Annotated in this window: 30 protein-coding genes; 17 read left to right on the forward strand and 13 right to left on the reverse strand. The window is 70.6% G+C overall.

Annotated elements, in window-relative coordinates; all coding sequences use genetic code 11:
• Positions 1-351 precede the first annotated feature (351 nt).
• The 5 genes from ACSU6L_RS40745 to ACSU6L_RS40765 all read left to right on the forward strand — a co-directional run bounded on the left by ACSU6L_RS40745 (position 352) and on the right by ACSU6L_RS40765 (position 6,144).
• Positions 352-1,395 carry a hypothetical protein gene (locus tag ACSU6L_RS40745; RefSeq protein ID WP_437065425.1) on the forward strand — a complete coding sequence of 348 codons (1,044 nt, stop codon included), beginning with the start codon at positions 352-354 and terminating at the stop codon, positions 1,393-1,395.
• On the forward strand, positions 1,395-1,610 hold the full coding sequence (locus tag ACSU6L_RS40750; protein ID WP_437065426.1) for a hypothetical protein: 216 nt from the start codon (positions 1,395-1,397) through the stop codon (positions 1,608-1,610). Before ACSU6L_RS40745 ends, ACSU6L_RS40750 begins: the two co-directional genes overlap by 1 nt.
• Positions 1,611-1,809: 199 nt before the next feature.
• Positions 1,810-2,364: a hypothetical protein gene (locus ACSU6L_RS40755; protein ID WP_437065428.1), complete on the forward strand. Its 555-nt coding sequence runs from the start codon at positions 1,810-1,812 to the stop codon at positions 2,362-2,364.
• Positions 2,361-3,851 carry a 3'-5' exonuclease gene (locus tag ACSU6L_RS40760; RefSeq protein ID WP_437065429.1) on the forward strand — a complete coding sequence of 497 codons (1,491 nt, stop codon included), beginning with the start codon at positions 2,361-2,363 and terminating at the stop codon, positions 3,849-3,851. The genes ACSU6L_RS40755 and ACSU6L_RS40760 overlap by 4 nt, the downstream gene beginning before the upstream one ends.
• A gap of 331 nt (positions 3,852-4,182) precedes the next feature.
• Complete coding sequence (locus ACSU6L_RS40765; protein ID WP_437065431.1) at positions 4,183-6,144, forward strand: outer membrane protein assembly factor BamB family protein; 1,962 nt, start codon at positions 4,183-4,185, stop codon at positions 6,142-6,144.
• Between the two features lie 83 nt (positions 6,145-6,227).
• Here the strand turns inward: ACSU6L_RS40765 and ACSU6L_RS40770 are convergent, their stop codons facing one another.
• The 5 genes from ACSU6L_RS40770 to ACSU6L_RS40790 all read right to left on the reverse strand — a co-directional run bounded on the left by ACSU6L_RS40770 (position 6,228) and on the right by ACSU6L_RS40790 (position 10,193).
• Complete coding sequence (locus tag ACSU6L_RS40770) at positions 6,228-7,763, reverse strand: hypothetical protein (RefSeq protein WP_437065290.1); 1,536 nt, start codon at positions 7,761-7,763, stop codon at positions 6,228-6,230.
• A gap of 218 nt (positions 7,764-7,981) precedes the next feature.
• A complete protein-coding gene (locus ACSU6L_RS40775; protein ID WP_437065292.1) occupies positions 7,982-8,299 on the reverse strand; it encodes a helix-turn-helix domain-containing protein in 318 nt (105 codons plus the stop codon).
• Between the two features lie 10 nt (positions 8,300-8,309).
• Entirely contained in the window at positions 8,310-9,389 is a 1,080-nt protein-coding gene (locus ACSU6L_RS40780) for a tyrosine-type recombinase/integrase (protein ID WP_437065294.1), read from the reverse strand.
• A 306-nt stretch (positions 9,390-9,695) separates the two neighbouring features.
• A complete protein-coding gene (locus ACSU6L_RS40785) occupies positions 9,696-9,905 on the reverse strand; it encodes a hypothetical protein (RefSeq protein WP_437065295.1) in 210 nt (69 codons plus the stop codon).
• 72 nt (positions 9,906-9,977) lie between these two features.
• Positions 9,978-10,193, reverse strand: a complete 216-nt coding sequence (locus ACSU6L_RS40790) for a hypothetical protein (protein WP_437065297.1) — start codon at positions 10,191-10,193, stop codon at positions 9,978-9,980.
• Between the two features lie 103 nt (positions 10,194-10,296).
• Here ACSU6L_RS40790 and ACSU6L_RS40795 point away from each other — a divergent pair, with 103 nt between their 5' ends.
• On the forward strand, positions 10,297-11,205 hold the full coding sequence (locus tag ACSU6L_RS40795) for a Ku protein (RefSeq protein ID WP_437065298.1): 909 nt from the start codon (positions 10,297-10,299) through the stop codon (positions 11,203-11,205).
• Here ACSU6L_RS40795 and ACSU6L_RS40800 read toward each other — a convergent pair.
• The gene (locus ACSU6L_RS40800; RefSeq protein WP_437065300.1) at positions 11,202-11,540 is read right to left on the reverse strand and encodes a DUF6233 domain-containing protein; all 339 of its coding nucleotides are present in this window, start codon (positions 11,538-11,540) and stop codon (positions 11,202-11,204) included. The genes ACSU6L_RS40795 and ACSU6L_RS40800 overlap by 4 nt on opposite strands.
• A 367-nt stretch (positions 11,541-11,907) precedes the next feature.
• On the opposite strand from ACSU6L_RS40800, the gene ACSU6L_RS40805 reads away from it, so the two are divergent.
• Complete coding sequence (locus tag ACSU6L_RS40805; protein ID WP_437065302.1) at positions 11,908-12,102, forward strand: hypothetical protein; 195 nt, start codon at positions 11,908-11,910, stop codon at positions 12,100-12,102.
• A gap of 29 nt (positions 12,103-12,131) precedes the next feature.
• On the opposite strand, the gene ACSU6L_RS40810 is transcribed toward ACSU6L_RS40805, so the two are convergent.
• The gene (locus tag ACSU6L_RS40810) at positions 12,132-12,509 is read right to left on the reverse strand and encodes a hypothetical protein (RefSeq protein ID WP_437065304.1); all 378 of its coding nucleotides are present in this window, start codon (positions 12,507-12,509) and stop codon (positions 12,132-12,134) included.
• A 198-nt stretch (positions 12,510-12,707) separates the two neighbouring features.
• Between ACSU6L_RS40810 and ACSU6L_RS40815 the strand changes: the two genes are divergently transcribed.
• The 4 genes from ACSU6L_RS40815 to ACSU6L_RS40830 all read left to right on the forward strand — a co-directional run bounded on the left by ACSU6L_RS40815 (position 12,708) and on the right by ACSU6L_RS40830 (position 15,758).
• Positions 12,708-13,517 carry a ParA family protein gene (locus ACSU6L_RS40815; protein WP_437065306.1) on the forward strand — a complete coding sequence of 270 codons (810 nt, stop codon included), beginning with the start codon at positions 12,708-12,710 and terminating at the stop codon, positions 13,515-13,517.
• Between the two features lie 185 nt (positions 13,518-13,702).
• Entirely contained in the window at positions 13,703-14,008 is a 306-nt protein-coding gene (locus tag ACSU6L_RS40820) for a hypothetical protein (RefSeq protein ID WP_437065307.1), read from the forward strand.
• A 143-nt stretch (positions 14,009-14,151) separates the two neighbouring features.
• A complete protein-coding gene (locus tag ACSU6L_RS40825) occupies positions 14,152-14,535 on the forward strand; it encodes a hypothetical protein (RefSeq protein WP_437065309.1) in 384 nt (127 codons plus the stop codon).
• Positions 14,535-15,758 carry a hypothetical protein gene (locus ACSU6L_RS40830; protein WP_437065310.1) on the forward strand — a complete coding sequence of 408 codons (1,224 nt, stop codon included), beginning with the start codon at positions 14,535-14,537 and terminating at the stop codon, positions 15,756-15,758. The genes ACSU6L_RS40825 and ACSU6L_RS40830 overlap by 1 nt, the downstream gene beginning before the upstream one ends.
• 238 nt (positions 15,759-15,996) lie before the next feature.
• Here ACSU6L_RS40830 and ACSU6L_RS40835 read toward each other — a convergent pair whose 3' ends face one another.
• Entirely contained in the window at positions 15,997-16,401 is a 405-nt protein-coding gene (locus ACSU6L_RS40835; protein WP_437065312.1) for a restriction endonuclease, read from the reverse strand.
• Positions 16,398-16,862, reverse strand: a complete 465-nt coding sequence (locus tag ACSU6L_RS40840) for a hypothetical protein (protein ID WP_437065313.1) — start codon at positions 16,860-16,862, stop codon at positions 16,398-16,400. The genes ACSU6L_RS40835 and ACSU6L_RS40840 overlap by 4 nt, the downstream gene beginning before the upstream one ends.
• 79 nt (positions 16,863-16,941) lie before the next feature.
• Here ACSU6L_RS40840 and ACSU6L_RS40845 point away from each other — a divergent pair, with 79 nt between their 5' ends.
• From ACSU6L_RS40845 to ACSU6L_RS40855, 3 genes are all read left to right on the forward strand, one after another.
• Positions 16,942-18,180 carry a helix-turn-helix domain-containing protein gene (locus tag ACSU6L_RS40845; RefSeq protein ID WP_437065314.1) on the forward strand — a complete coding sequence of 413 codons (1,239 nt, stop codon included), beginning with the start codon at positions 16,942-16,944 and terminating at the stop codon, positions 18,178-18,180.
• Positions 18,177-18,722: a flavoprotein gene (locus ACSU6L_RS40850; RefSeq protein WP_437065315.1), complete on the forward strand. Its 546-nt coding sequence runs from the start codon at positions 18,177-18,179 to the stop codon at positions 18,720-18,722. Before ACSU6L_RS40845 ends, ACSU6L_RS40850 begins: the two co-directional genes overlap by 4 nt.
• Positions 18,723-18,898: 176 nt before the next feature.
• The gene (locus tag ACSU6L_RS40855; RefSeq protein ID WP_437065316.1) at positions 18,899-19,465 is read left to right on the forward strand and encodes a hypothetical protein; all 567 of its coding nucleotides are present in this window, start codon (positions 18,899-18,901) and stop codon (positions 19,463-19,465) included.
• 61 nt (positions 19,466-19,526) lie between these two features.
• Here the strand turns inward: ACSU6L_RS40855 and ACSU6L_RS40860 are convergent, their stop codons facing one another.
• The 4 genes from ACSU6L_RS40860 to ACSU6L_RS40875 form a co-directional block, all read right to left on the reverse strand.
• Positions 19,527-19,835, reverse strand: a complete 309-nt coding sequence (locus ACSU6L_RS40860) for a hypothetical protein (protein ID WP_437065317.1) — start codon at positions 19,833-19,835, stop codon at positions 19,527-19,529.
• Positions 19,836-19,927: 92 nt separating this feature from the next.
• Entirely contained in the window at positions 19,928-20,410 is a 483-nt protein-coding gene (locus tag ACSU6L_RS40865; protein ID WP_437065319.1) for a transcriptional regulator, read from the reverse strand.
• Positions 20,411-20,509: 99 nt separating this feature from the next.
• The gene (locus tag ACSU6L_RS40870; protein WP_437065320.1) at positions 20,510-20,977 is read right to left on the reverse strand and encodes a hypothetical protein; all 468 of its coding nucleotides are present in this window, start codon (positions 20,975-20,977) and stop codon (positions 20,510-20,512) included.
• Between the two features lie 61 nt (positions 20,978-21,038).
• Positions 21,039-21,515: a hypothetical protein gene (locus tag ACSU6L_RS40875; RefSeq protein ID WP_437065322.1), complete on the reverse strand. Its 477-nt coding sequence runs from the start codon at positions 21,513-21,515 to the stop codon at positions 21,039-21,041.
• A 1,472-nt stretch (positions 21,516-22,987) separates the two neighbouring features.
• Between ACSU6L_RS40875 and ACSU6L_RS40880 the strand changes: the two genes are divergently transcribed.
• From ACSU6L_RS40880 to ACSU6L_RS40890, 3 genes are read left to right on the forward strand one after another with little or no spacing between them, the layout of a single operon-like run.
• Positions 22,988-23,362: a hypothetical protein gene (locus ACSU6L_RS40880; protein WP_437065324.1), complete on the forward strand. Its 375-nt coding sequence runs from the start codon at positions 22,988-22,990 to the stop codon at positions 23,360-23,362.
• Positions 23,363-23,411: 49 nt separating this feature from the next.
• Positions 23,412-23,708, forward strand: coding sequence for a DUF6372 family protein (locus tag ACSU6L_RS40885; protein ID WP_437065325.1), 297 nt, complete (start codon positions 23,412-23,414; stop codon positions 23,706-23,708).
• Positions 23,709-23,744: 36 nt separating this feature from the next.
• Complete coding sequence (locus tag ACSU6L_RS40890; protein ID WP_437065326.1) at positions 23,745-23,936, forward strand: hypothetical protein; 192 nt, start codon at positions 23,745-23,747, stop codon at positions 23,934-23,936.
• Positions 23,937-24,124: the final 188 nt, after the last annotated feature.

Genomic DNA, 24,124 nt, shown 5'->3' on the forward strand with positions numbered 1-24,124 from the left:
GACCAAGGTCAAAAACCTCGATTTAGATACGCCGGGGCCGACAGGCCGAATGCGGGAGCATCCGAACACATCGTCTAGGGCCGCGCCTTGGCCGGATTCACCGTTGTTTGTCAGTGGGCGTGGGTATCGTCTTTCGTGCACGGCCACGCACGGGCCCAAGCTGGCCTCAGCCCATGACTGGGAGCGATCTGAGGCGAAGGTGCCAGGACCAAGAAGGTCCCAGCGCATCAGTGCGACGAGAGCACCACCGGTCCGTCCCGACGGGCCTCTCCGTATGCCCGCGCAGCCACCACGTTCTTGCTCGCGTGCATCGGGTCATGGGTAACCGCTGCACGCCGACGAGGAGAACTCGTGGTCAAGAAGCACGGGAAGAAGCAGCGCGCCAAGAAGAGGGCGCAGCGCACCGGAGCCGCCTACAGCTCCGCGGCCGCCGGCACCACGCACACCCACACCCCGCTCCCCGACCTGAGCGCCCTGCCGCTCGTGCCGCACGGCAGCTGGAGGGTCCTGGATCTCGACCTCGCCGCCCGACTGGTTGCCGCCTGCCGGGCCGGGTGTCAGCCGTGCCAGCAGACGCTGATTGCGAAGGTGGTGAAGGAGAAGCGCGCGACGCTCGCCGCGCTCGCCGGAGCCGTCTACGGCGCACTGCCCGCCGTGGGGTTCGCCGCCTCTGGCCCGACCCGCCAGTGGGCGCCCTTCGCCCGTACGGCCATGCAGGCCGGGGAGGGTGACGAGGCGTTCGCCGCCGTCGACGCGATGGACGAGGCCGCCGCGGCCGCACTCTTGAACGACGCGCTCGACCACTGGGCGATGGGTGACGTCGCCGTCCTGGCCGAAGCCGTCCGTACGGCCGCCGAGGCTCCGCTGCGGCGCAGGCCCGCCGACCCGATGGACACCTTCCGGGCGACCGGGATTGACGTCTTCACCCTGGACGACCTGGACCTGCCTGACGGTATCGACGCCTACCACCTGAGCGAGAACTACGGCGTGTTCGTGGGGCAGACCACCACCCCCGACGGGCGGCCGCTGCCGATGCTCACGCTCTATCCCGAGACCGAGGGCGCCGGGATCGAGGACCTGGAGGCCCGCACCGACTGGGAGCACTGGGGGCTGCACGGTACGCCGGACGTGGACACGTCCTGGCGGCTGCGCGCCAGCATCGCCGACCGCTCCCTCCAGGGCCTGGTCCAGGTCGACGACGACGGCGAGGACGACGTCGAGCTGTGGCGGGCGGCGCAGGCCGTGAGCCTGCCCGCGGAGTGGTGGGCGCTGCTCGAACGAGCCCAGCACGTCCTGGTCGTCGGCCCCGTCAAGGAGGCCGACGAGCAGGCACTCCAGGCCGCCGGCGACGCGGGCGAGCTGCTGGCGGTCATCGCGCGCGTGAGCTTCCACTGATGGCCGCCCGTGCCCGCTGCGAGCGGACCCCGCGCACGTACCTGCCCGGCATCGCGGGCGTACGGATCTGCGGCGACGAGGCGACCGTTAAGGCCGTCGTCGAAGCCCTGGGCAGCGCCTTCCGAGCCACCAGCGCCCGGGAGTACGACGACGGCCAGCGCGCCTACCTCCAGCTCGACACCGGCTGCACCGACCTCGACCCCGACACGGACTGAGCGCCCCTCACTCCCGGTCGGAAAACAGGAACTTGCCCAGGCCAGGGGCACACAGCCCCGGTGCCGTCCGGCGCGTACCCAACTGCACCACGGGACCGCTGTCCGCGCCGGGCGGTGCCGGGGGAGCGGGGGTCTGGGGGGCGGCGAAGCCCCCCAGCAGCCACCGGCCCCGGCCCGGGCAGCCCAAGGAGACCCGCAGATGCACCAGGAAGCCAATCCCCCCGCCTCCCCGGCGGAGAGCTGCGCCGACGGCGTTGTCTGGCTCCGCCCCAAGTACCAGGGCCGCCAGGACGAGCTGGTCACTCTGGCCGACGGCGCCCGGCTCGTCGGCGTCAGCCGGTCGGCGATCTCGAACTGGCAGGCACGGCATGCGAACTTCCCCGCGCTCGTGCTGCTCACCGGGCCGCTGCATAAGAGGACCAAGTGGGTCGTCGCCACGGAGTTGGTCAGCTTCGCGCGTGCCCAGCAGCAGAGGAGGAACGGCCCCCGCAGCGGCCGCCGGAGCCCGCGGCGCCCGGGCGCCCAGATCGCGGCGGAACAGACAGCGCGCTACGAGGAGGTGCTTCGCACGTTGACCGAGCGGGAGCAGCGCCAGGCCAAGGCCCTGGCCCGCACCCGGGCCGCCAAGCGGGCGGCAGGCCAGAAGCTCACCTGGGCCCGGGCCCGGCTCACCGCCGAGATCGAGGCCGTCGCCCGGCTCGGCACCGCACACGACCACGACACGGTGACCACCGAGAAGGAGCACCGACGGTGACGGACACGACCACCGAGACCAGCGAGATCGCAGCCACCGAGGCCAGCACGGCCGCCGTGGCGATCCCGCAGCAGGAGCCGCACGTGCCGGAGGCCCTGGGGGCCACCCGGCTCGCGTTGCTGCTGGCCGACCACACCGGCGAGCCGGTCACCCCCGAGGACGTCGCCGTCCTCGTCGACCAGGAGCACCTGGCGGTGGTGGACCACTACAAGGGCTGGCCGATGTACTCCACGGCGGCCGCGCGTGAACTCGATGTCGACCTGGTGCGGTCGGTCGTCGAGGAGCGGGTGGCGTGGGAGAAGGCGAGCCTGCCCCGGGCTGCGGCCGCCGCCCGGATCGGGTGGCACTGGAGCGATCTGGTGCGCATGGGCAAGGAGGGCCGGATCACCACCGGCCGCGGGAACCGGTACCTGATCGCCGACCTGGACGCGATGGCCGCCGAGGCCGACGGCGAGCAGTACGTCACCGCACAGATCGCGGCCACGGACGTGCTGGAGATCCGGGCGAGTGACTGGAAGTACGTCGAGGCCGCCGGGTGGATTCGGCCGGCGGACGTCTACGAGAAGGAGGTGGGGCGGCACCGCACGGTCACCGTCTCCCTCTACCGGCTAGGTGACGTCCGCGCGCTGCGGGACCTGCCTGGCGTCGACTGGGAGGCCGTCCGGGGCCTGCCGAAGGGGGCGCCGTCCCCGCTGCGCGAGTACGCCAGGCTGGCCCCGACCCGGGCGGAAGCCGTGCGTGGCTTCGCCCAGGGCCTCGCCGACCGGCACGGCGTGACCGTCTGGGCCTGGAACAGCCCGTACTCCGGCCGCTGGGAGCTGGACTGGGAGCAGATCGAGGACACGCCCACCGAGGCCACCGTGCGCCGGGAGCTGGCCGAGGACCCGGTGGCGGGCGTCTATGCGGGCGAGATCGAGCTGTGCCCGGCGTGGGGCGAGATCACCCGGGAGGCCCGGGAGCTGCTGGAGCCGGGCCGCGCGGTCGTGCTCGACACCGAGACCACCGACCTGTATGGCCGCACCGTCGAGATCGCCGTGATCGACGCGGCCACCGGAAAGAAGCTGATGGACACCCTGGTTAACCCCGGGGACGCCGAGATCAGCGACGGGGCCCGCTGGGTGCACGGCATCACGGACGAGATGGTCGCCGACGCCCGTCCGTTCGCGAAGGTGCTCCCCCGGCTCCGCAAGGTCACCAAGGGGCGGACGATCCTCGCGTACAACGCGGAGTTCGACCGGACCGTGGTCCTGGGCGATGTCGCCCGGGCCGGGAAGAAGCCGATGCACCTGGAGCCCTGGGACAACTGGTACTGCCTGATGCAGGCGTACGCCGACTGGATCGGCTCCCGCCGCTGGCTCCGGCTCGGTGGCAGTCACCGCGCCGCCGGCGACTGCGAGTCGGCCCGTCAGGTGCTGATCAAGATGGCGAAAGGCCGTGGGTTCGTGTTTTCCGAAGGTGGCTCGCCGCCGAACCGACGGGTTGTATAGCTGTAACGGTAATCAGGCAGACATGAGTTTCCTCAGGCGTACCGAACTGCAGGACTGTCTTGCCCCTCTAGGTACCTCTACAGAATGACGGGCGTTGTTCTAGTCGTGACAGCAACTCACCTTCGGGCATGTGACGTTCCTGAAGTGCGCACGGACCTGCTCGAGCGGACCGACGAGAACGTGGTGCGCGGCTCGGGTGGCCGGGCCGCGGCGTGGTGAGCGAACGGTGAAGGCGGTGTCGCATGGAGCCATCGGGCAAGTGGCTGCGTCCTGCATAGCGAGTAATACAGCATCAACAACGGCCCTACGGTCAACAAGGTAAGGGGTAGGGGTGGGCGCATTGAAATCTCTGCAGCCGGAGGACCCACGGCAGGTGGGGCGCTACAAGATCGTGGCACGGTTAGGATCCGGCGGCATGGGCCAGGTGTACCTAGCGCGCTCGCCGGGCGGGCGGCCGGTCGCCGTGAAAGTGGTCCGCCCGGAGTTAGCCGTGAACGAAGAGTTCCGGCGCCGCTTCAAGCACGAGGTTATGGCAGCGCAGCGGGTTAATGGGGCCTTCACCGCCGGTGTGGTCGACGCGGACCTGGACGGCTCCCCGGCCTGGCTGGCTACTGTGTACGTACCAGGTATCTCTCTCGGCGAGGCGATCACCGTTCACGGTCCCTGGCCAACCCGATCGGTGCTTGCTCTGGCCGCCGGGCTGGTCGAGGCCCTGGAGGTCATCCACGCTGCCGACGTTATCCACCGGGATCTCAAGCCGACCAACGTGCTCCTCGCCTCCGACGGTCCGAGGATCATCGACTTTGGCATCTCGGTGGCCATGGGGGCCAGCGCTCTTACCAACACAGGCATGCTCGTCGGCACCCCCGGCTTCATGTCCCCGGAACAGATCACCGGTGGGTCAGTCGGCCCAGCCAGTGACGTCTTTGCACTTGGCGCAGTACTGACCTACTCAGCCACTGGTGTCGGTCCGTTCGGCGCCGGCAGTCCGATCGCGCTCCACTTCCGCACTGTCCACGAACAGCCTGACCTCGGCAACCTCGAACCCAAGCTCCGCGATGTAGTCGCCGCATGCCTAGCCAAACACCCCGAGCAGCGTCCCACCGTAGTCACACTGCTCAACCGGCTGATCAGCGCAAGCAGTGACGGCGGAAGTACAGAGACGCATCCCCGTACTCTCTTGCTCGCTAAACCAAGCTGGATGCCAGACCGGATCGCTGAGATCGTCCGGCAGAACGACTCCCTTTCGCCCCTCCCACAGACCCTTCACGTGGCACCTGGTGGCTCCCGCCGCCGCAAGTCCGGTCTGCCGCGCTGGTCCCTCATTTACGGCAAGGAGCGATGGTGGGCTATGCGCACCTCGCTGCAGCGTCCGCCTGCTGTGGCCGATGGCGTCATCTTCGTCGGAAGCAGAGACCAGAAATTGTATGCGCTGTACGCGGACGCCCCTGAAGAACGCTGGTCCTTCACTACCGGCGGCAAAGTATGGTCGTCGCCGACGGTGGCCAACGGACTCGTCTACATCGGCAGCGACGACCGCAACTTGTATGCAGTGGATGCGGACACCGGCCGACAACGCTGGTCCTTCACTACCGGCGGCAAAGTGCGGTCGTCGCCGACGGTGGCCAACGGACTCGTCTACATCGGCAGCGACGACCGCAACTTGTATGCAGTGGATGCGGACACCGGCCGACAACGCTGGTCCTTCACTACCGGCGGCAAAGTATGGTCGTCGCCGACGGTGGCCAACGGACTCGTCTACATCGGCAGCGACGACCGCAACTTGTATGCAGTGGATGCGGACACCGGCCGACAACGCTGGTCCTTCACTACCGGCGGCAAAGTATGGTCGTCGCCGACGGTGGCCAACGGACTCGTCTACATCGGCAGCGACGACCGCAACTTGTATGCAGTGGATGCGGACACCGGCCGACAACGCTGGTCCTTCACTACCGGCGGCGAAGCGTGGGGATCATCCCCAACGGCAGCCAACGGTCTCGTCTACATGAGCAGCGGTCAAAAGGTACACGCGGTGGACGCGGGCACCGGGCTACAGTGCTGGACCTTCACCATCGGCTCCGAAGGCGAAGTCGTGAACTCGACCCCAACGGTGAATGATGGCCTTGTCTACTTCGCTGGCAATGACCAGAAGTTGTATGCGGTGGATGCCGGTACCGGGCAGGAACGCTGGTCCTTCGGCATGGGCGAGTGGCCTCACTCGGCACCGGTGGTGGACCACGGACTCGTCTACATCGCCTGCGTCAACAATACGTTGCATGCGGTGCAGACATGAAGTGCGCAAATGACGAAAAATCGGCAACCTGCAGCCGCTGACAGCGGCCGAACTTCGTGACCGGCCGTCCTTGGGGGAAGCACTCACCCAGGGTCGTCGCCTCGGTTCTTGGGGCTTGGCCCGGCGTTGCGGAGGTTGTACTCGACGAGGCTGGCCTGGTCGACGGTGAAGGTGTAGCGCAGGGCCGCACCAACAGTCAGGCCGAACAGATCGCAGATCCGGCGGGGATCGCCGCCGCTGGCCTCGGCCTCGTGAAGAAGGCGGTCCTCGCGGAGACGGCGGGCGGGTATGCCGAGGACGTCGTTGATCCAGACGTTGCTGACGGGTTCCACGCCGCATGCCGTGGTCTGGGACAGGAACAGGTGGGTGTTGGCGGTGCGGGGCCACCGGCTGTTGCGGTAGTCCAGGTAGGCCGCGAGCCGGTCGCGCACCGGTTCGGCGAGCAGGACGGTGCGGTTGGGCAGGAAGAGTCTTCCGTCGCGCAGGTCCGTGGTCAGGACGGTGCGCAGTTCCTTGGAGGTGAGCGCGTGGAAGATGACCAGCGCTGCCAGGGCCGCCTTTGGCTCCGCCTGGTCCTGGAGGACCTGGCGGAGGTCGGTGACCTCGACCGGCAGAGGGATGGTGGCGGTCGGCATGCCGCAGAAGATCCGGGTGGTTGGGTCGGTGAAGATGATCCGCCGACGCTGCAGAGGCCGGAGGATGTGCCGCAGGCCCTGGAGCATGTTGGCCCGCGGGGTTCCGCTGTCGGGCAGGACGTCCAAGACGTCGTCCCGAGTGATGGAGCGCAGAGAGTTTTTGCCCTGATCCGCCCACGTGCGCAGGGCGGGCAGCGCGGTTCTCACCATGCGCCGGATCCACCGGGGCGATCGTGCCTTCACCCGTGGTGCGGTGCTGCTGCCCGCGAGCATGAGCTCGAACCAGGTGTTCAGCTCGACGGCCATTGGTTCGGGGAAGTCGGCGATGAGCTCGCGGAACCAGGGCACCACCTGCGGGATGCGGTCGTCGTCGAGCATGTCGAGCTGGGACAGCAGCTTCAGCAGGGGTCTGGCCGGCAGATGCAAGTCTCGCAGGAGCAGAACGTCGGACGCCCGAATCGGGGCTCCGGGCGTGTCCTGGATGGCAAGGAGAATGCGCAGGCCGCGATCCAGCCCCTGGGCGGTGAAGTACTCCAGGCCGTGGCGTTGCGCGTAGTCGTCGGCCGCGGCCTTCAGCGCCGCAGCCACCTCGGGAGCATTCGCTTCGGGGAAGCCGTGCTCCTGTCCGCGTCGTAGGTCCCGGCCGTGCGGCGGGAACAGCACCAGCTGTAGATGCCTCACCGGCAGCGGCACAGGTGAGGGCATCGCAGATGGCTCGGCGCGGCGGCGGAGCGGTCCCGGCGTCATCAGCCGGACGCGCCGTTCCATGTCGGCGAAGCACAGCTGCTGCCCATGCTGGCTCACCTCGTCCAGCACCATGGCGGAGTGAGGGCGCCGCAGCAACTGGGCCTGCTTGAAGCACAGGCGGCAGACGCCATCGCGCAGGGACAGTTCCCGGCTGCAGACCCGGCACGGGCCCACGCCGGGGTTGAGCCGGCGCCAGCCTCGGCAGCCCAGGCACATCCCGCCGTAGCGACGCAGCATCCCCCAGGCGAAGCAGTCCGGGCAGGACACCGGACGTTCTGCTGACGAACCGCGGTAACAGTTACGGCACTTGTGGGCTGACCAGTAGTCCTCGGTCGAACCGCACTGACGGCACGGCGGCGGGTCGCACGGCTGCGGTCGGCACCGGTGGCAGTACTTCGCTCCGTAGGTGGACACCGGCCGCTGGCGGCACCGCGGGCAGATTCTCGGCGGCGTCATCAGATCGGGGGAAGGGTCCGGCCGCGGCCCAGCCGCGGCACCACCGTCGCCGATCCGGTCGCTGCCTGCGGCTCGGGCTTCGGCCGCCGGGCCGCTGCTACCTCGGGCTCGTGGATCAGTAGATCCGCCGTGGTGCACTCCAGCACGGCGCAGATGATGTCTAGGTCATCGAGCCGGACGGTGGTCGGCGTTCCCGTCCACAGCGCGGACATCTTGCCCGTGCTGATCTCCAGCCCTGCCTCCGCCAGCCGGCGGCGCATTTCGGTGGACTTCCAGATCCCCTGCTCGGCGGCTTTCATCCGCAAGTTCCAGCGCATATCCTCCTCCTCAGCCTAGCCCCAGACGGGACGCGACCCGCTGATTCGCCGCTGCCCACGTCTGTTCGATGTGGTTGTCGTGCACGTGGATGTACCGGGTCGTAGTGGACAGCCATTCGTGGCCCAACAGCTCCTGCACGGCCTTCAGGTCGACACCCTGCAGGTAGAGCGAAGACGCGCAGAAGTGCCGCAGGACATGCGGCGTCAGCCGCCCGGCCCAGGCGGGCAGGAAGAGCTCCACCGCGCTCTTCAGCCCCGACCGCAAGGCGTCGTCTCCGGCACGTCCGCAGAAGCCCGTCAGGGGGTCGCGGCGCTCGCTGGGGAACATCGGGGCGTCGGGGTGGGAGTAGTCGTCACCGAACTGGTGCCGCACGTCGCCGAGCCACCAGTCCATCAGCACATCCGTCGAGTTGATGGCGGGCACCAGGCGGGGCTTCGGCCCCCGTCCGCGGCTGCCCTTGCCGTGCCGGATGTGCAGCTTGCCGAAGTCGCCCAGGTCCGGCCGCCAGTCGCGGATGTCCAGCTTGAGCGTCTCCGTCATCCGTGTACCGACTCGCCGCCACAACGAAGCGACCATATAGTCCCGGGCAGCGGGCAGGAACTTCCGGGCCTGGTCCAACGACTCCCGCCATCCGGCGAACAGCTGGTCCACTTCCGCGTCGGCCGGCGGGATCCGCGGGGTGCCGTACTCGCTTTTCGCCGGGCGGTTGAACTCGTCGATCGGCTGCACGAGCACGTGGCCGGTCAGCGCGTGGACGTCGCCCTGGTAGCGGACGATCAGGAAGTCGAAGAACTGCGCGAGCGTCCACGCCTTGCGCTGGACCGTGCTGTGCCCCAGCTTCTTCACCCTGCGCTGGTCCGTGAGGAACCGGTCCGCGTCCTCCGGCCCAGCCGTCCACACCGGTCGGCCGAGGAACCGTACGAACTCGAAGACCGCCCGACGGTCGTCCTCGATCGAGGTGTCCGCGAGTCCGGCACTGAGCCCGGCCAGCAGGAACTGGTCGACCAGCTCCTGCTCGAAGTCCTCGTACTCCTGCGCTGTCTCCAGTCGCCGCGGTGCACCGATCGACCGGACGACCGCGAGCGTCATCGACGCCTCACCTCACTGATAACGGCCATGCGTCATGGATAGCGGCAGAGCTTCAGGAATCCCGACGGAACGTCGAACTCTCCACGCGATCGAGTGAACCCCCGCTCACCAGCGCCGCAGCTCAGGAGAGATGCGCCGAACAGAAGGAACTCACGGGAGTCCCGACACAGGGCCGGGGTACGGCGTTCACCCCGGCGCCGCCCGCGCCGGGTGCCCCGGTCAGCGGGCCGCCCCCCGGCACGGCCCTCGCCGCTGCTGCATCGCCCGCCTGACGCTCATCACGGCCACCAGACCCCTGCACTGGACTTACAGACTGCCGGAGTTCCGTACTTCGGCAGTTAGGAAGCGCGGGCGACGGGCGGCCGGGCCGGGAGGGCGGGCGGACAGCACACCCCGACGGCGTAGCTCGTCCAGGTCTGGCAGCGGCACGGCGGGCAGGTCGGCCAGGTCGGCCTGCGCCGCCCGCCGCAGCGTGGTGGGGTCCGGGCCTGGACCGAGGGCGCGTCGATCAGTCACGGCCGCATCGTAGATGGGTCACGGGCGCAGGCCCGCCCCCGTCGGACCCGGGACGGTCGTGCACCGACGACTTCAGCGCGTCCACACGTCGGGCCCGCCCCCCCGCCACTCGATGAGCGCCGACCGGACAACGTCTATCTCGTCCCAGTGCTGGAGACCGGCCTCCTGCATGAGCCGGGCGACGTCCTGAACGCTGTACGCCAGCCCGAGGATGCCCCCGTCCGCGCGCACCCGCCGACCGCCCGTCTCATCGGGCGGGTAGATCACGACGGGGCGGTCGGAAGCCATGCCGCCAGCCTGCCCGCACCTCACATCGGACGCATGGTGGGCTGCGCCGGCCGCGTGCCCGCCATAGGCTGGAGCCTGCTCGGGGCCGTCGCGGAGGTCGCTCATGCCCCGAACAGTGTGGTCCGGCGCCATCAGCTTCGGCCTGGTTACCGTCCCGATCAACGTCCAGTCGGCCACCGAGGACCGCAGCATCCGGTTCCACCAGTACCACCTCCCGGACATGGGCCGGGTCCGGTACCGCAAGGTGTGCGAGCTGGAGGACCGCGAGGTCGCCCAGTCCGAGATCGGCAAGGGCTACGAGCTCACCAAGACTCAGGTCATCCCCATCACGGACGAGGATCTGAGCAACCTGCCGCTTCCCACGGCCAAGGCCATCGAGATCGAAGCGTTCGTGCCGCTGGAGTCCATCGACCCGATCCGTATCGGCGAGGGCTACTACCTCCAGCCGAAGGAGCAGGTGGCGGCGAAGCCGTACAAGCTCCTCGTCCAGGCGTTGTCCCGCTCGTCGAAGGTGGCCGTCGCCAAATTCGCCTGGTCCGGCCGCGAGCGCCTGGGCCTGCTCCGCGTCCGCGACGACGTCCTGGTGCTGCACGCCATGCGCTGGCCGGACGAGATCCGCGACCCCACCGAGCTGCTGCCCCCGCCGGTCGAGCTGTCCGAGGAGGAGATCGACAGTGCACTCGTCCTCATGGACACCATGACCCGCGACGACCTCGAAGGCGACGACTTCAAGGACACCTACACCGAGGCGATCGCCCAGGTCATCGAAGCCAAGCGGGAAGACCGCGAACCTCCGGCAGTGCCGGAGCCGGAGCAGCCGGCGCAGATTGTCGATCTGATGGCCGCCCTCCAGGAGTCGGTGTCGAAGGCGAAGGCCTCCCGCGGTGACGCCGACGTCCACGAGCTGCCAAAGGAGACGGCGAAGAAGCAGCAGACCAGCACAGGCGCAAAGACCACGGCCAGGAAGACGACCGCGAAGAAGGCCGCCACCAGGCGGCCCCACAGCGCCTAGTCGAGCACGCCCAGCTCGGTGTCCGGCCGACAGTGCGGGCAAGCCGCCACGCCCTCGGTCAGCGCCCGCAGCGCCTGATCCCGGCCGACGCCCTTCGATCGCTTACCGGCCATGTGGCAGCCGCCGACGTGGACGTACACGGGCGGCACGTCCCGGCTCAGGCTCTGCTCGATCAGCCAGTCCGGCGCCGGAGGCCGTGCCGCAATGCCGCGCTGCCGCTCCGCGTCCCGCCGCTCCTCGTCCGCGATCCAACGCCGGGTGCGTTCGAGATCCGCGACCTGGACACGCTCCAGGAACCGCAGCATCTCAAGACGGGACAACCGGCCATCGCTCACACGTTCGATTCTATGGGCATGAAAAAAGGGCCCGCCACCAGGGCTGATGCCCCAGCGGCGGGCCCTCCGGTTTCAGGCGGGCAAACGCCCGCCGTGCCCCAGGTGGAAACCCCGACGCTACGCGCCCAGGTCATAGGGCGGAAGAGCCGCGGCAACCCGCCGGCCAGCGCCGCAGCGCGTACCGAGTCCCTCCCGCCCGGCATCCCTACCAGCGACGGCACCAGCCAGTCCGGGCCCAGCGCCCGCACCGACTGCTCCCAGCCCGGCGCCCGCGCCTCCAGCCACCCTCGTGGACCATGGGGAGCGGCAGCGGCGTTCTATTCTTCGTTCGAGGCGGGCCGCTCCCGGCCGCCGAGAAGAGGAACTGATGACCACCCCTGCACCGCCGCCGATCACAGAGCCGGACATGTCGGCCCGAGTCTGCCCCGGCGACGAGGTCGGGCCCTGCGCGACCTGCCACCGGCCGACCCACAAGTACGGCCGTGGCGCCCGCTCCCCGCTCTGTGATCACTGCGACGCCGCGGCGGTAGAGAAGTGGGGGCGGCAGCTGCGCGTGGCCTGACCGAGCCCGCGCCGACCAGCCCTAGGCCCCTACTTGCCGACGTACTTGGTCTTGTCGCAGGCCACGCGGTTGATGCCCTTGAAGTGCACGCACATCTTGGCGTCGGTGCCCTGCTGGAAGGTCGACCACGTGTAGCTGAGGGTCTTCCCCTGCCGCCGGGCGGTCTGGGTCCCACCTACCCGGCTGCCGTCCTGGGTCAGCCAGACCTTCCAGCTCGTCGTGGACTTCGGCGGGTTCGTCCAGATTGCCGTGACGGCGTTCCAGCCGTTGCGGCCCTCCATGCGAATGCATACCTGCGGGCCTGACCAGTGGTGGGTGCAGGCGCTGCTATCCGCCGCCGCCGGGGTGGCTGTCGGGATCACACACGCCACCGCGAGGGCCACACCCAGGTACAGAAGTCGTCTCATGCCCGGCCCAACTGCCGGGCGGAACGCGACGGGACGCCGCACACCGGACGATCACCCGGGTGAGCGAACGCGAGGCCGTGAGGGTCGTGTCGGGGGGTTCGGGTGCAAGGCGCCCCGGAGCAGCTGCCAGACTGCCGAAGTCACAGACTCCGGTGATGTCGGAGTCGCAGAGTCCCGGATCGGAGAAAGGAGAGGGGTATGCCGAAACGGAGCAAGCGCGTTGCCGCCGGCAACAACAAGGGCGGCACGGGGAAAAGTGGCTGGGTCGCCAACGTCGCGGCCGCGCTCGCCGACGAAGGATGCAGGGTGCTGGTCGTCGACGTGGACCCGCAGGCGAACGTATCGCGCAGGATGGGCCGCCCTTACCGCAAGGAGAAGCCGCTCGTCACCACCGCCGAGGTCATTAAGTCGGGCGAGGCCGGTGTGGCCGCTGACGCGATCGTGCCGTGCGGGTGGGGCGGCATCTACGGTCAGCGGATCGACATCATCCCCAGCCGGTTCGACCTGGAGAACCGCATCTCTGAGGCCGCTGTGATCGGGGCGCGCGGGCGCCTGGCCCGTGCCCTGCAGGGCGCCGACGATGACTACGACTTCACCCTGTTCGACTGCCAGCCCTCCCTGGGGCACCTCACCCAGGTCGCCCTGGCTGCCGCGCGTTGGGCGGTGGCCGTGGTGGAGCCGGAGTATGACGGGGTCGAGGGCGCCGTGAGGTTCCGGGACTTCATTGCGGACGAGATCAACCGCACTGAGATGGGCAACCCGGACCTGACCTTCGCCGGCGCCATCCCTTCTCTGGTCGACGGCCGTCTTGCCGGACATGCCCACCATCTCAAGTCGCTGCCGGGCATCTTCGGCGAGGACAAGGTCTGGGAGCCGATTCCGGCGCGGTCGGTGGTGAAGGACGCCGCGGACGAGGCTCTGCCGCTCGCGGAGCTGGGCAGCCGCGCCAACGAGATGCGGGAGGTCTACAAGGCCGCCGCCCAGCGCATGATCAAGGAGTTCGCGTGACGCCGCAAAGGGCGCGGTCTGTCGTCCCCTCCGACTCCGGCATAGGGAGTGAGCGTAAGCCGCTGACGCCCGAGGTCGAACCCATCCTCGGTGGAGAGGGGGAGCGGGGCGCGGGCACGGAATCCCGGGCTCCCGAGGTGCCGGAACCCCCGGCTTCCGGAGTGCCGGACTCTGTTACTTCCGAGGTGTCGGACTCCCGCAGTTCCGGTGATCCGAAGTGGACGACGCTGGAGCGCAAGGAAGCCCGACTCCGCCCCGACCAGATTGCCGACCTCGCCGCCCTGCGCCGGCACGTGAGGGGTCGACGCAAGGGGCGTCCCGAGATCATCACCGACAACACGCTGATCCGGGTGGCAGTCGATCTGCTCCTGGCGCACGCCCACCGGCTCCACGGCGACACGGAGGAGGACCTGCTGGCCTCCGTTCTGCCCCGGCGCCGGGCCGTAGCCTCCCAGGAAGAGGCCAGCTCAGAGGCGGCCGGGCAGAAGTAACCCCGGAAGTCCGGCACTCCCGGAGTCTGTAATTAAGCCAACGGGCGCGGTTCTCGCCAACCGCGCCCGTTCGTTGTGTCGGCACAATGCAACCCCGTTACGCTGCCGCCATTCGTTGTTCCGGCACAACGGGAGGACTCCGGGTGGACAACGTCGACATGATGGCCGAGCAGATCGCCGATCTGGTCCGGCGGGCCGACGCCGAGGAGACGGCTGCGGCCGACCGCGTGCAGCTACTCGCCACGGCGATCGGCCTCGCGGTCGATCCCCTGCAGCAGCTCGAACTCATGATGTTCATCGCCGACGCGGCGGGCCGCGCCGCACACGACACCGCCGGCCGCGCCCTGCGCGGCGAGAGCCGGCCCGACGGCAAGGCCGCTACCTGGACGGAGATCGCCGCCGCCGCCCACCTGTCGAAGGACACCGTCTTCCGCCAGTACCACGGCGGCGCCGCACTGTCGTGGTCCCCGGCGGCCCGCGGGGTACGGCAGGCCGTGCGGCGGCCCGCCTCCGGGGAGGCGCGCTGATGCCCGTCGACCGGAGCCTCAAGGGGTCGCAACTCCTGCTCGCAGCCGCCGACGAAGTGCGCTCCGAAGAAGGGATCTCCGAGGCCCGCGGCCGCCAGGTGCGGTGGGTGGCAGGCGAGTACGGCCGCGCCCTCGTCCACCCCGACCACCCGCTCGACACCGACACCGAAGCGGGCCCGCTGTTCCGGCGTCAAGCCGTCGACGCCTACCTCACGCTCGCGGGCCGCGGCGAACTGCGGGTGCGCCAGGCCGCCAAGGCGGCCAGCGGAGACCACTCGCGGCAGATCCGCATCGAGGTCCTGGCACTGCTGGCGAAGGCGCTCGGGGTCCACGCCGACCTGCCGCCGCAGCCCGACCCGGCACCCAAGCAACCCGTCCCTAAGCGGGCCCGTTCCTTGCTGCGGTCCTCCCTTGAGGAGGTCGCCGACCGGGTTGCCCGGCCCGGACAGGTTCGGATGCTCGCCATTGGTGCGGTGGCCATCGACACCGGGGCGCGCTCCGGCGAGCATTGCGCATGCCGGATCAACGACCTCGCGCCGTCGCTCGAAGAGATCCGGATCGTGCGCAGGCCCCAGGGGTGGAGCGAAGCGGAGGCCTACGTCGAGCTGATCACCCTGTCCGGCCTGACCCGGGCCGCCCTGCGTCGGTGGCTCATCGAGCGGGATGCGCTCCTGGAGCGGGTCCGGGGCTCCGCAACGGCACTGTGGGTGAGTCTGCACGCTAATCACCGCGGCGAGCACCCGGTCCCGCCCGGCACGCCCCTGGAGACGCGGGGCCTGTACCGCGCCTGGACCCGGGCCGTCGAGCAGACCAACCAGCAGATGGCCGGCGAGCCCTCATGGGTCCCCCTGCCCACCCGCATGGAACAGCTTCGCCGCGGCGTCAGCCCGAAGGCCTCCCCGGCCCCCCGGCAGCCGGACGCCGAGCGGGCGGTCGCCCTCCTGGACGATGTCGCCACGTGCGGCCGTGCTCTGGCGGCGGCGCGACGCTTCGGCGAGACGGGCACCACCGAGGAACTTGAAGCGCGACTGGCGTGCCGCAGAGCCCTGCGGGAGGCGTGGGCCGAAGGGATCGAGCACACGATGCAGCTGTCCGTGCTCGCCGAGGCGGGCGTGGCCGACACCGACAGCCTGACGGCCGCCGGATGGGAGCCACCCCTACTCAAGGCGATCGACCGCGCTGCCGGATGGGGGCGCCCGTCCAAGGCCAAAGTCGCCGTCTGACCTGCGTCGGACCCCACGTGAGTCCCGGAGTGACAGACTCCGGGACTCACGTGCTTCGTTACTCCGGCGCCTTACTCCGGCGCCTGTCCCACGCACCCGACCCGTTGGGCCGTTGCACCGCGCGCAGGCCGGACATGGAGAAGCCCCCCGGCGGCACTCGGCGCAGGAGCGGCCGCCAGGGGCTTCCTCGTCCGCCCGGGCCCACGGGGGGAGGCGCCAGGAGACGGCTCAGGACGGCTCAGGGGGAGGCGGCGGCCTCCACCTCGTCGACCGCCGTGGCGGCCCGGAGGCGGTCCAGCCTGCCGTACAGGGTGCGGATCAGCCGGGCCCGGTCCTGTACCCCGCGCAGGCTCATACACGGCTGCGACAGCTGCCCGTCGGCCTCTTCCAGGATCAGCTCGGCGAACAGCCGGCGGCCGTCGTTCTCGGGGAGCCGGACGGCGTGAGCGCGTACCTCGTCGGCGACCACCCGCACCGCCCCGGCGAGCAGGAGGCCGATCTGCGCGACGTCGTCGGCGGGCACGTCCAGCGGCGAAGACCACGCCAGTGCCGCACGCGCGACCTCCTCGTGCACGGCGCGGTCGGGCGGATCCGCCGTGAGGCGGCCGTCCAAGTCGTGCACGACATGCAGGGTGCTGTTCATGAGGCGGCCGCCTTCGGCTGGTCGGCGCGGACGAGGACGCGCAGGTGATGGGCGAGCCGGTCGGGACGCACCAGGGGGGACCCGTCGCGGGGCGGGCTGATCCAGTACGCCGCCGGAGTGCCGTATGCCGTCTGCGGCACCAGCAGCTGGTGACCGTCGGAGAGCACCCGCACGCCGGGGAGACCGGCGGCCGCGCGGCCGGTGCCCGGCGGCACCAGGACGTACAGCTGGTCGCGAAGGTGGTCGGCGAGCACCGGGTAGCCGCGGCGCGGGCTGATCCGCAGGGCGACCAGTGCGTCCAGGCCGAGGGCTATCGGGGTGATGGCCACCGCGTCCCAGTTCTGCCCGCACGCTGCCCACCGGGTGCGCTCACCACCGCGCACCCATTGCGCACGGATCCGGTCGGAAGGCTGTGCGAGTCGGTGCCACGTCGAGACGGAAGGCTTGACGGACTGGGCCATATCGCGACCGTACGGGCGGTATACACGACGTAGCCCACACGGTGTGTGTGGGTCGTCGACTCCGCATCCGGAGCGCCCCATGGACCGCATCCAGTTCGGCCGCCGCGTCGCCTACTGGCGAAGCCGCCGCCGCCTGTCCCAGCAGGAGTTCGCCTCCCTGATGCAGCGCTCCCTGCGCTGGGTCGAGGAGCTGGAGGGCGGGCGCCGCCAGGCCGACCCGAACCTGTCGGTGGTCACCGAGATCGCCACACGCTTAGGCCTCACCCTGGACCGGCTGCTGCACGACCCGGCCGTGCTGTGCCCGGCCGAGAGTGAGATCGAGGCGGTGCGGGCCGTCCTGCAGCGCCACGACGTCATCACCGGGCACACCGACGACTCCTGCGCCGAACCGGTCCCCGTCGCCGCCCTGCGCCGGGCCCTGGTCCACGCCCGCACCGGGTTCCAGGCCGGGCACTTCGCCCGGCTCGGCACGCAGATCCCGGCACTTCTGGTGGACGCGACCCGGGCCGCCCAGCGCCACCAGGGCGAGGAGCAGTACGAGGCGTTCCGGCTGCTGTCGCTGTCCCTGGAGCTGACCGAGGCTGCAGCCATCAAGTGGGGCGACACCGAGCTCGCTGTCGTGGCCGGCCACCGCGCGGTCGCGGCCGCCGAACGCTCCGAGGATCCCGTGATCATGGCCAGCGCCGCCCGGCACCTCGCCGACGCGATGACCAGCCACGGCCAGGCCGCGGCCGCCGTCGCGTTCGCCACGGCGGCCGCCGAACGCCTGCGCCCCGACCTGGTCCAGCGCGGCGCACTGGGGCTGTCGGTGCTCGGGATGCTGTTCCTCAAGGCCGCGCTCGCGCAGGCCGCCGTCGCCGAGGCGGACGATCACAGCCCCGACACCGCCGCCCGGGCGGTCCCCGTCTTCCTGGACCAGGCGGACGAGCACGCCGACCGGCTCGGGGCGGACGGCAACGAGCTGTGGACCAGCTTCGGGCCGACAAACTGCGCCCTCTACCGGGTCGCCGCACACGTCCACCTGTCCGCTGGCGCCGACGCCGTGACGGTCGCCGCAGGCATTCCGGCGGCCGCCCTGCACAGCCTCCCCCGTGAGCGCCGCGCCCACCTGCTGACCGACCGGGCGCTGGGTGAGACCCAGGCCGGGATGCGCGAGAAGGCCGTCGACACGCTGCTGGAGGCCGAAGCCCTCGCCCCCGAAGAGGTGCGGTGCCGCCCGCGCACCAAGCGTCTCGTCGAGGACCTGCGACTACTGGGAGCGGGCAGCGCCGAGGGGCGCTTGCGCGGTCTGGCTGATCGCTGTGGACTTCCCCGGTGACCACCAACCGCACCCTGTACCTCATCGCCTGCGCCGCGCCGCCCGCCCGGCGCCTGCCGATACCGATCCGGGCCGCCCAGCAAGCCGGATGGGACGTATGCGTGATCCTCACGCCCTCCGCCCACCGCTGGCTCACCGAGGACACCGAGGGGCAGATAGAGGCCCTGGAACAGCTCACCGGCCACCCCGTCCGCCACCAGTACAAGCTGCCCAGCCAGCCCGACGTGCTGCCGCCGCCGGACGCGATGCTCGTTGCGCCGCTCACCAACAACACCCTGGCGAAGTGGGCGTCGGCAATCAGCGACACCCTCGCTCTAGGACTGGTCACCGAGGGCATCGGACTTCGGTTGCCGATCGTCGCCCTGCCGCATTTCAACGACGCCCAGGCCGCCCATCCGGCCGTCTCCCGGCACGTCGACTTCCTGCGCCAGGCGGGCGTGACCGTGCTGCTCGGCGAGGGCGGCTTCACCCCGCACAAGCCCAAGCGCGGCGACCTGGACGCCTACCCATGGCAGGCCGCGCTCGACGCCCTTCCGTCCTAACCAGCGCCGGGCCGACCCACACTCCGGCAGTACCGGAGTCCCGTAGTGCGGTACTCCCGGAGTCACGGACTCCGCAAGTGCCGCACTTCCGGGCGTGAGCCGAAGACCGGCACGGCGGCACCGCTGGCCTTCGACTCCCGGCGACCCCCAGTTCGTGACACGCCAGAATCGCGCCCATGCCTGACTGGATGCCCTCATGGGGCACGACCGCCCTGATCTCGATCGCCACGTCCCTGCTCACCCTGATAGTCGCCGGGCGATACGTCTCGCCCCTGCTCGAAGTCCGCAACCGGCGCTTTCAAGCGAAGATGCAGGCCCGCGAGAAGTTCCAGGCGAGCATGCTGAACGTCCTGTCCGCGGTCACCCATCTGCTTGCCGCACCGGTCGCGCCGGAGGCGACCGACGCGGTCCGCACCGCACTGCGGGAGGAACGCGATCGCTGGCGGGCCCAGGTCGATGAGGCGACCAAGTACCTCACCGACCACGCCGTGCAGCTCCTCTTCGCGTACACCGGGTCGCGGCTCCCGGATCTAGCGGTGCGCTACTCCAGCACCGCGCGCGGGGTGTGGATCTCGGACCGGAGCGAGGACAGCAAACTGACCGCCCTGCAGAACATCACACAGCACTGCCACGCGCTGTTCTTCGACAGCCCGGTGTACGCCCGTCAGCGGGCCCGCTCTTGGGTAGAGCTGGAGCGGCTGCTGGACGAGCTGGAGACGCCAGCCGCTCCGAGTGGCGGGTGAGAACGGGAGGCCCAGCCATCATCGGCACGGCCCATCGACCTGTGAGGCGACCCACATCACGTCAGCCGACGTCGGTGAGGTCGTCTTCGTCCTCCTCGTCGGGGTGCGGGCTGACGTGCCCGCAGTAGTGGCAGGCCGCCCCGTCGTGGCGGTCGACGGTGGAGCCGCAGCAGCGGGGGCACTCACCTCGTTCGAGCACCGGCCCGGTGCCCCGTGTGCAGCCGGGGCACCTGTGGCCGGCGACGTCATCGAGCCCCCACCCCGCAGCGGCTAACGCGGTGTCGAAGGGCTGGTCTTCGGGACGGTTGGCGGGGTCGAGGTAGAGGGCCAGGCAGCCCGCCTGGTCGCAGATGGCAGCGTTGCGGATCATCGTGTCCCTTCGGTCGGTCAGGGCCGGGCTGTCCGGCTCTGTGCGCTGTTCCGCCCGGACGGCGGGTCCGGGCGGAACAGCGCACAGAGCCGTCAGACCGTGGCGATCAGCAGGGCCGCGACGAACATCCACAGAATGTGCCAGCTCTGGTCCAGCGCATAGGCGCCGGTCCCCAGCGTGGGCGCGTACTCGCCCTTCGCGGTCACCGGGTGCCCGGGGTGGGCGGGGGTGCCCAGCGAGTAGAACTCCGCCTTGCCGCACCGGTCGGCGAGCCGCTTGAGCGGGGTGCGCCGGTCGGCCCAGTAGTGGCTGAGTGCGTCGATCCCGAGGCCGAGGGTCAGGCCCAGAGCGGTGACCGGCAGGTGCAGCAGGAGGACGACCGGGGCCAGCACCAGCCCCTTGGTGATGGTCAGACCCAGGACGTGACGCCCGCAGGCGAGCCGCCCGGGCCAGCCAGGCTGTCCCTTGGCCGCGGCCTGGCAGCTGGACTGCACCCAGTGGTCGCCGACGCTGTGCGCGACGTACAGCGCGATGAACACGGCGGCGAAGACGGCGGCGGGGGCGAGCTGGTTCATGAGGAGGGTCTCCCTGTCCCTGGCGGATGGGTGAGCCCCGGGGGACGGGCCGCTCTTGCTTGGCTGGCGGACCGGCCCGCCCTCCCGGGTGCCCGGTGGCTACTGGCCGTCGCGGTCGTCCTGCGGGGCCTGGCCGCCCTGTTGCGGGCCACCGAAGACGGCCCAGTCCTCCCACGTGCTCTTCTGCGATCGGCGCAGCACGTCACGGCGGTACTGCGCGGTGCTGCGCGGCACGTCCATCGCCAGCGCCAGGTCATTGACGCTGCCGCCACTGGAGTCGTGGGCGCGGACCAGGGCGTCACGGATGCCCTCCAAGCGCGGCAGGAGCCGGTGCTCCACGTCGTTGATCATCGTGTGCCAGCTGCTCGCGGAGACGGTGCACTCGGCGGGGTTCACGGTGCGCAGCGTGGCCAGCGCCCACAGCGCGCTGTGGAACCAGTCGGCCAGCATGCTGGCGTCCATGCCCAGCTTCTGCGTCTGCTCCGGGGTCAGGCTGATGACGATGTCACCGCCGCCGAGGCGGGATGTGCTGGACGGGACGAAGGCGATCGGGTCCTTGGCGTTCATTGGGCGGGTGCTCCTTGGTGTCGTGTGAACGGGTGTGGTCGGAGGACGGGCGGTCGTCGTCTCAGACCGTCTGCATGTAGCGGGCGGCGGCCTCCACGAACTCGTCGTGGGCGGTGAGGGCTGCGACGCGGGCGGCGTTGAGGGTGTCGGCGTCGGCGTCCTGGTGGCGCATGCCGAACGTGGCGTCGACCATCCGGTCCGCCGCGGTGCGCACGGCCGGGTCGGTGATGAGGATGCGCAGGCCTACCAGGGGCGCGGTCACGGCGGCGCGGGTGTCGTGCGAGCGGATGCGCAGTTCCTCGTACCGGTCGAGGTCGCCCTTGAACTTCGCGTCGCCGCAGCGCCACATCATGCTGCGGTGGGCGCTGATGGCCTCCGCGAGAGCGGTGACGGCGTGCAGGTGCTCCTTGCGCAGTTCGCGCCGGCGGACCTCGGCCTCACCGCGGTCGGTGGCCCGCTGCTGGAAGTGGCCGGTGACCATGGAGCCGAGCAGGGTGCCGAGGACGGCGATCACTGCGGTTGAGAGAGCGACTGCCATTGGGTGCTCCTCCTCGGCTTGCTGTACGGAAGTTCGTACACCTAGGACTGTATGGACTTCCGTACACCAACACAAGGGCCGCCCGGAAACTCACTCCCGCCGATCTCTGTACTGTGGCTTTGACCTGCATATCTATGCGCAAAAATTACAGAGTCCCGGAGTCCGGGAGTACCGGACTTGGAACCTGGGCTCCGGCGGTCGAGGCCGGGATGAAGGCCGCCGGCGGAGCGGCCCGGAGCCCGCGGCGGGGGAGGGACGGCGGCACCGTCCCTGTGGAACCGCTCGCCACGCCCGCCACAGAACACCGCCGAGAACACCCCTGCGCGGCGCCAGGAGCGCCGTTCCCGGCATGGAGGTCCCGGAGTGCCGATCAAGCCCTGAGAGCCGCACAAGGGCGCTCAGAGACGCGCCGACCTCCTCCTGTGGTTGCCGCCCGTAGGGCGTCCGCTGTCCCATCGGTGGAGTCGGGGGCGCCCGTGGCGCCCCCGGCGGAGCCGATTGGGCTGCGTTGAGTCGCCCCGGAGGGGCGTCCCCTTTATGGGTTGACCTGCACGTACGCACTCAGGCCAGCCACCCACGGCGCGGGCCCGTCATCACCTCAGCCACGGGGATGCCGTCACCCCGGCACCGGTCTTCACCCCCACGGGTGACGGGCCCGCGCCCCTCTCCTCTAACCCCTAACAGGCCCTCGCGCCCTTGATCGGCGGTGACCGGTCGCTCCGCTTGTCATGAGCCTGCGGCTCTCGTCGTGGTTGCGGCTCCGACCTGGGCTTTCAGCGTCGGGGGGTCGCCTCCGGCCACGGCGGTGAGGGTGACATGAGTCCCTGTACCGGGGGAGAAGGGCACCGCGAACGGTGAGCGCGAGGGCCTGTTAGGGCTCGATAGGGCGGAGTCGCCCACCGAGGCCCTGCCCGGCGGCGGGCGAGCTGGTGGCCACCGGCCGGCCGGATGGATCTCTTCGGGGGAGGGGAACTGTCTGGCGCCGTGGCGCCATCGGTCGCGGCGGAGCCGCCTCGCACGCGCTCGCGCGCTACTACCGGTACCTAGCCCTCCGGGCGTCACCAGCGGCGCACGCGCCGCAAGGCGCTTTTGTGTTCTCTCTCGTCTTCTAACAACCCCAGTGTTCTAAAGGGACACCGGCCTTCCCCGGGTCCCGGGAAACCCGGGTGCCGGGTCCCACCTGCGGAAACGAACCATTTACGCAGGTGGGACCCGACACCCGAAAAACCGGGTGTCGGGTCTGACCTGGGGAAACGCTTCGATAGAGGGGTCCGGAGGCCGGTTCAGGGGGCCGGGACGTGCCGCAGGGAGACGCCGCCGCGGGCCGCTGTGAGGGTGCTCCCGGAGGGTCGCGAGACCGGGTCGACGGCGCCGGCGGGCGGGCGGCGGGCCCCGGTGTGCGCAATGCGCACGGCCGACGGGGCATGATCGCCGTGCGCAAAGCGCACACCCCGGCCGGAAGGAGACCCACGGTGGCCGTCACCGTCACCCACCCCAGCGAGTGCCGCGCCGAGATCCGCTGGACGCGGGTCGACGACCGCCACGGCCACCTCGCCCGCAGCGTCGACTCCGGCGAACTCGCACACGCGCTGCAGGCCCTGGGCGACGAGTACGGCGCCGGGTACGACCCGCACGAGGCCGTCGAGCAGGCCCTGGCCGCCGCCGAGCACACCACCCACCTCGCGCGGCTCCTGGAGGCCCGCGCCGCGGTCCTGGTCGTCCACCTCCGCGACGACCATAAGCAGTCCTGGCGGACGATCGCCCAGGCCATCCACGGCGACCCCGAGAAGCAGTCCACCGTGCGCCGCCAGTACGACGCGGGCCGTCGGCACATCGAGGGCGGATGAACCTGCGCCCACCGCGCCCGCCGCGGTTCGGCCCGCTACCGTCTCGGGCATGGCCGGCGAACCCGCACCCGAACCCGCGCACCCCGTGCTCTACCTGACCAAGACCTGGATGTTCACCTGGGAGCAGCACCGGCCCGGCGGCTGCCGCTGTGTGTGCGCGCTGTACCACCAGGGCTCGGGCGCGTGCACCGCGGCCGCCGACCCCGGCCGCCTGCTGCGCCTGGTGACGCCCGGGGCCGAGGACCACGGCTCCCCGGCCGACATCACCGATCCCCTGCCGGTCTGCGCCCCCTGCTACACCGCCCTCGCCCCGCTCAGCACGCCGCCCGCCGCGGCCGCCGAGTAGACCGCCGGTCGGCGCGGGCCTGCCAGGATGAGGCCCGTGAGCACCACCCGCCGCCCCCTGGGCACCGGACCGAAGCACCTCCCCCCGGCGTCGGACGCCGCCGCGCCCAGGCCCGGCACGGCCGCAGAACGGGCCGCCGAGCAGCTGCTCCCCACCGCCGTCGACCACCAGGTGGTGCCGCGCGCCGGACGACGTCCGCTCGGTTCCGGGCCGGACCGCCCCAGCTGACCCGCTCGCCCGGCGACGCGGCGCGCACTCCCCCGCCCCGGCCGTGCCCGACGGCGCCGACGACGACCCGCGGCCGCCGTCCGGTCGGCGCTGCTCGAGGAACGACGCTCCGCGCCGTGCCTCGTGCAGCCCCTCGCGCCGTACACGGTGTGCGCAATGCGCACGGCTGAGACATCGATTCCGGCAGT

The organism is Streptomyces sp. enrichment culture (assembly GCF_964272855.1).
Classification (GTDB): domain Bacteria; phylum Actinomycetota; class Actinomycetes; order Streptomycetales; family Streptomycetaceae; genus Streptomyces.

Excerpts from the sequence above, each read along its gene's own strand:
- ACSU6L_RS40750 (WP_437065426.1), top strand. The coding sequence starts at position 1,395 with ATGGCCGCCCGTGCCCGCTGCGAGCGGACCCCGCGCACGTACCTGCCC.
- ACSU6L_RS40755 (WP_437065428.1), top strand. The coding sequence starts at position 1,810 with ATGCACCAGGAAGCCAATCCCCCCGCCTCCCCGGCGGAGAGCTGCGCC.
- ACSU6L_RS40770 (WP_437065290.1), bottom strand. The coding sequence starts at position 7,763 with ATGCTGCGTCGCTACGGCGGGATGTGCCTGGGCTGCCGAGGCTGGCGC.
- ACSU6L_RS40775 (WP_437065292.1), bottom strand. The coding sequence starts at position 8,299 with ATGCGCTGGAACTTGCGGATGAAAGCCGCCGAGCAGGGGATCTGGAAG.
- ACSU6L_RS40780 (WP_437065294.1), bottom strand. The coding sequence starts at position 9,389 with ATGACGCTCGCGGTCGTCCGGTCGATCGGTGCACCGCGGCGACTGGAG.
- ACSU6L_RS40790 (WP_437065297.1), bottom strand. The coding sequence starts at position 10,193 with ATGGCTTCCGACCGCCCCGTCGTGATCTACCCGCCCGATGAGACGGGC.
- ACSU6L_RS40795 (WP_437065298.1), top strand. The coding sequence starts at position 10,297 with ATGCCCCGAACAGTGTGGTCCGGCGCCATCAGCTTCGGCCTGGTTACC.
- ACSU6L_RS40805 (WP_437065302.1), top strand. The coding sequence starts at position 11,908 with ATGACCACCCCTGCACCGCCGCCGATCACAGAGCCGGACATGTCGGCC.
- ACSU6L_RS40810 (WP_437065304.1), bottom strand. The coding sequence starts at position 12,509 with ATGAGACGACTTCTGTACCTGGGTGTGGCCCTCGCGGTGGCGTGTGTG.
- ACSU6L_RS40815 (WP_437065306.1), top strand. The coding sequence starts at position 12,708 with ATGCCGAAACGGAGCAAGCGCGTTGCCGCCGGCAACAACAAGGGCGGC.
- ACSU6L_RS40830 (WP_437065310.1), top strand. The coding sequence starts at position 14,535 with ATGCCCGTCGACCGGAGCCTCAAGGGGTCGCAACTCCTGCTCGCAGCC.
- ACSU6L_RS40835 (WP_437065312.1), bottom strand. The coding sequence starts at position 16,401 with ATGAACAGCACCCTGCATGTCGTGCACGACTTGGACGGCCGCCTCACG.
- ACSU6L_RS40840 (WP_437065313.1), bottom strand. The coding sequence starts at position 16,862 with ATGGCCCAGTCCGTCAAGCCTTCCGTCTCGACGTGGCACCGACTCGCA.
- ACSU6L_RS40845 (WP_437065314.1), top strand. The coding sequence starts at position 16,942 with ATGGACCGCATCCAGTTCGGCCGCCGCGTCGCCTACTGGCGAAGCCGC.
- ACSU6L_RS40855 (WP_437065316.1), top strand. The coding sequence starts at position 18,899 with ATGCCTGACTGGATGCCCTCATGGGGCACGACCGCCCTGATCTCGATC.
- ACSU6L_RS40860 (WP_437065317.1), bottom strand. The coding sequence starts at position 19,835 with ATGATCCGCAACGCTGCCATCTGCGACCAGGCGGGCTGCCTGGCCCTC.
- ACSU6L_RS40865 (WP_437065319.1), bottom strand. The coding sequence starts at position 20,410 with ATGAACCAGCTCGCCCCCGCCGCCGTCTTCGCCGCCGTGTTCATCGCG.
- ACSU6L_RS40870 (WP_437065320.1), bottom strand. The coding sequence starts at position 20,977 with ATGAACGCCAAGGACCCGATCGCCTTCGTCCCGTCCAGCACATCCCGC.
- ACSU6L_RS40875 (WP_437065322.1), bottom strand. The coding sequence starts at position 21,515 with ATGGCAGTCGCTCTCTCAACCGCAGTGATCGCCGTCCTCGGCACCCTG.
- ACSU6L_RS40885 (WP_437065325.1), top strand. The coding sequence starts at position 23,412 with ATGGCCGGCGAACCCGCACCCGAACCCGCGCACCCCGTGCTCTACCTG.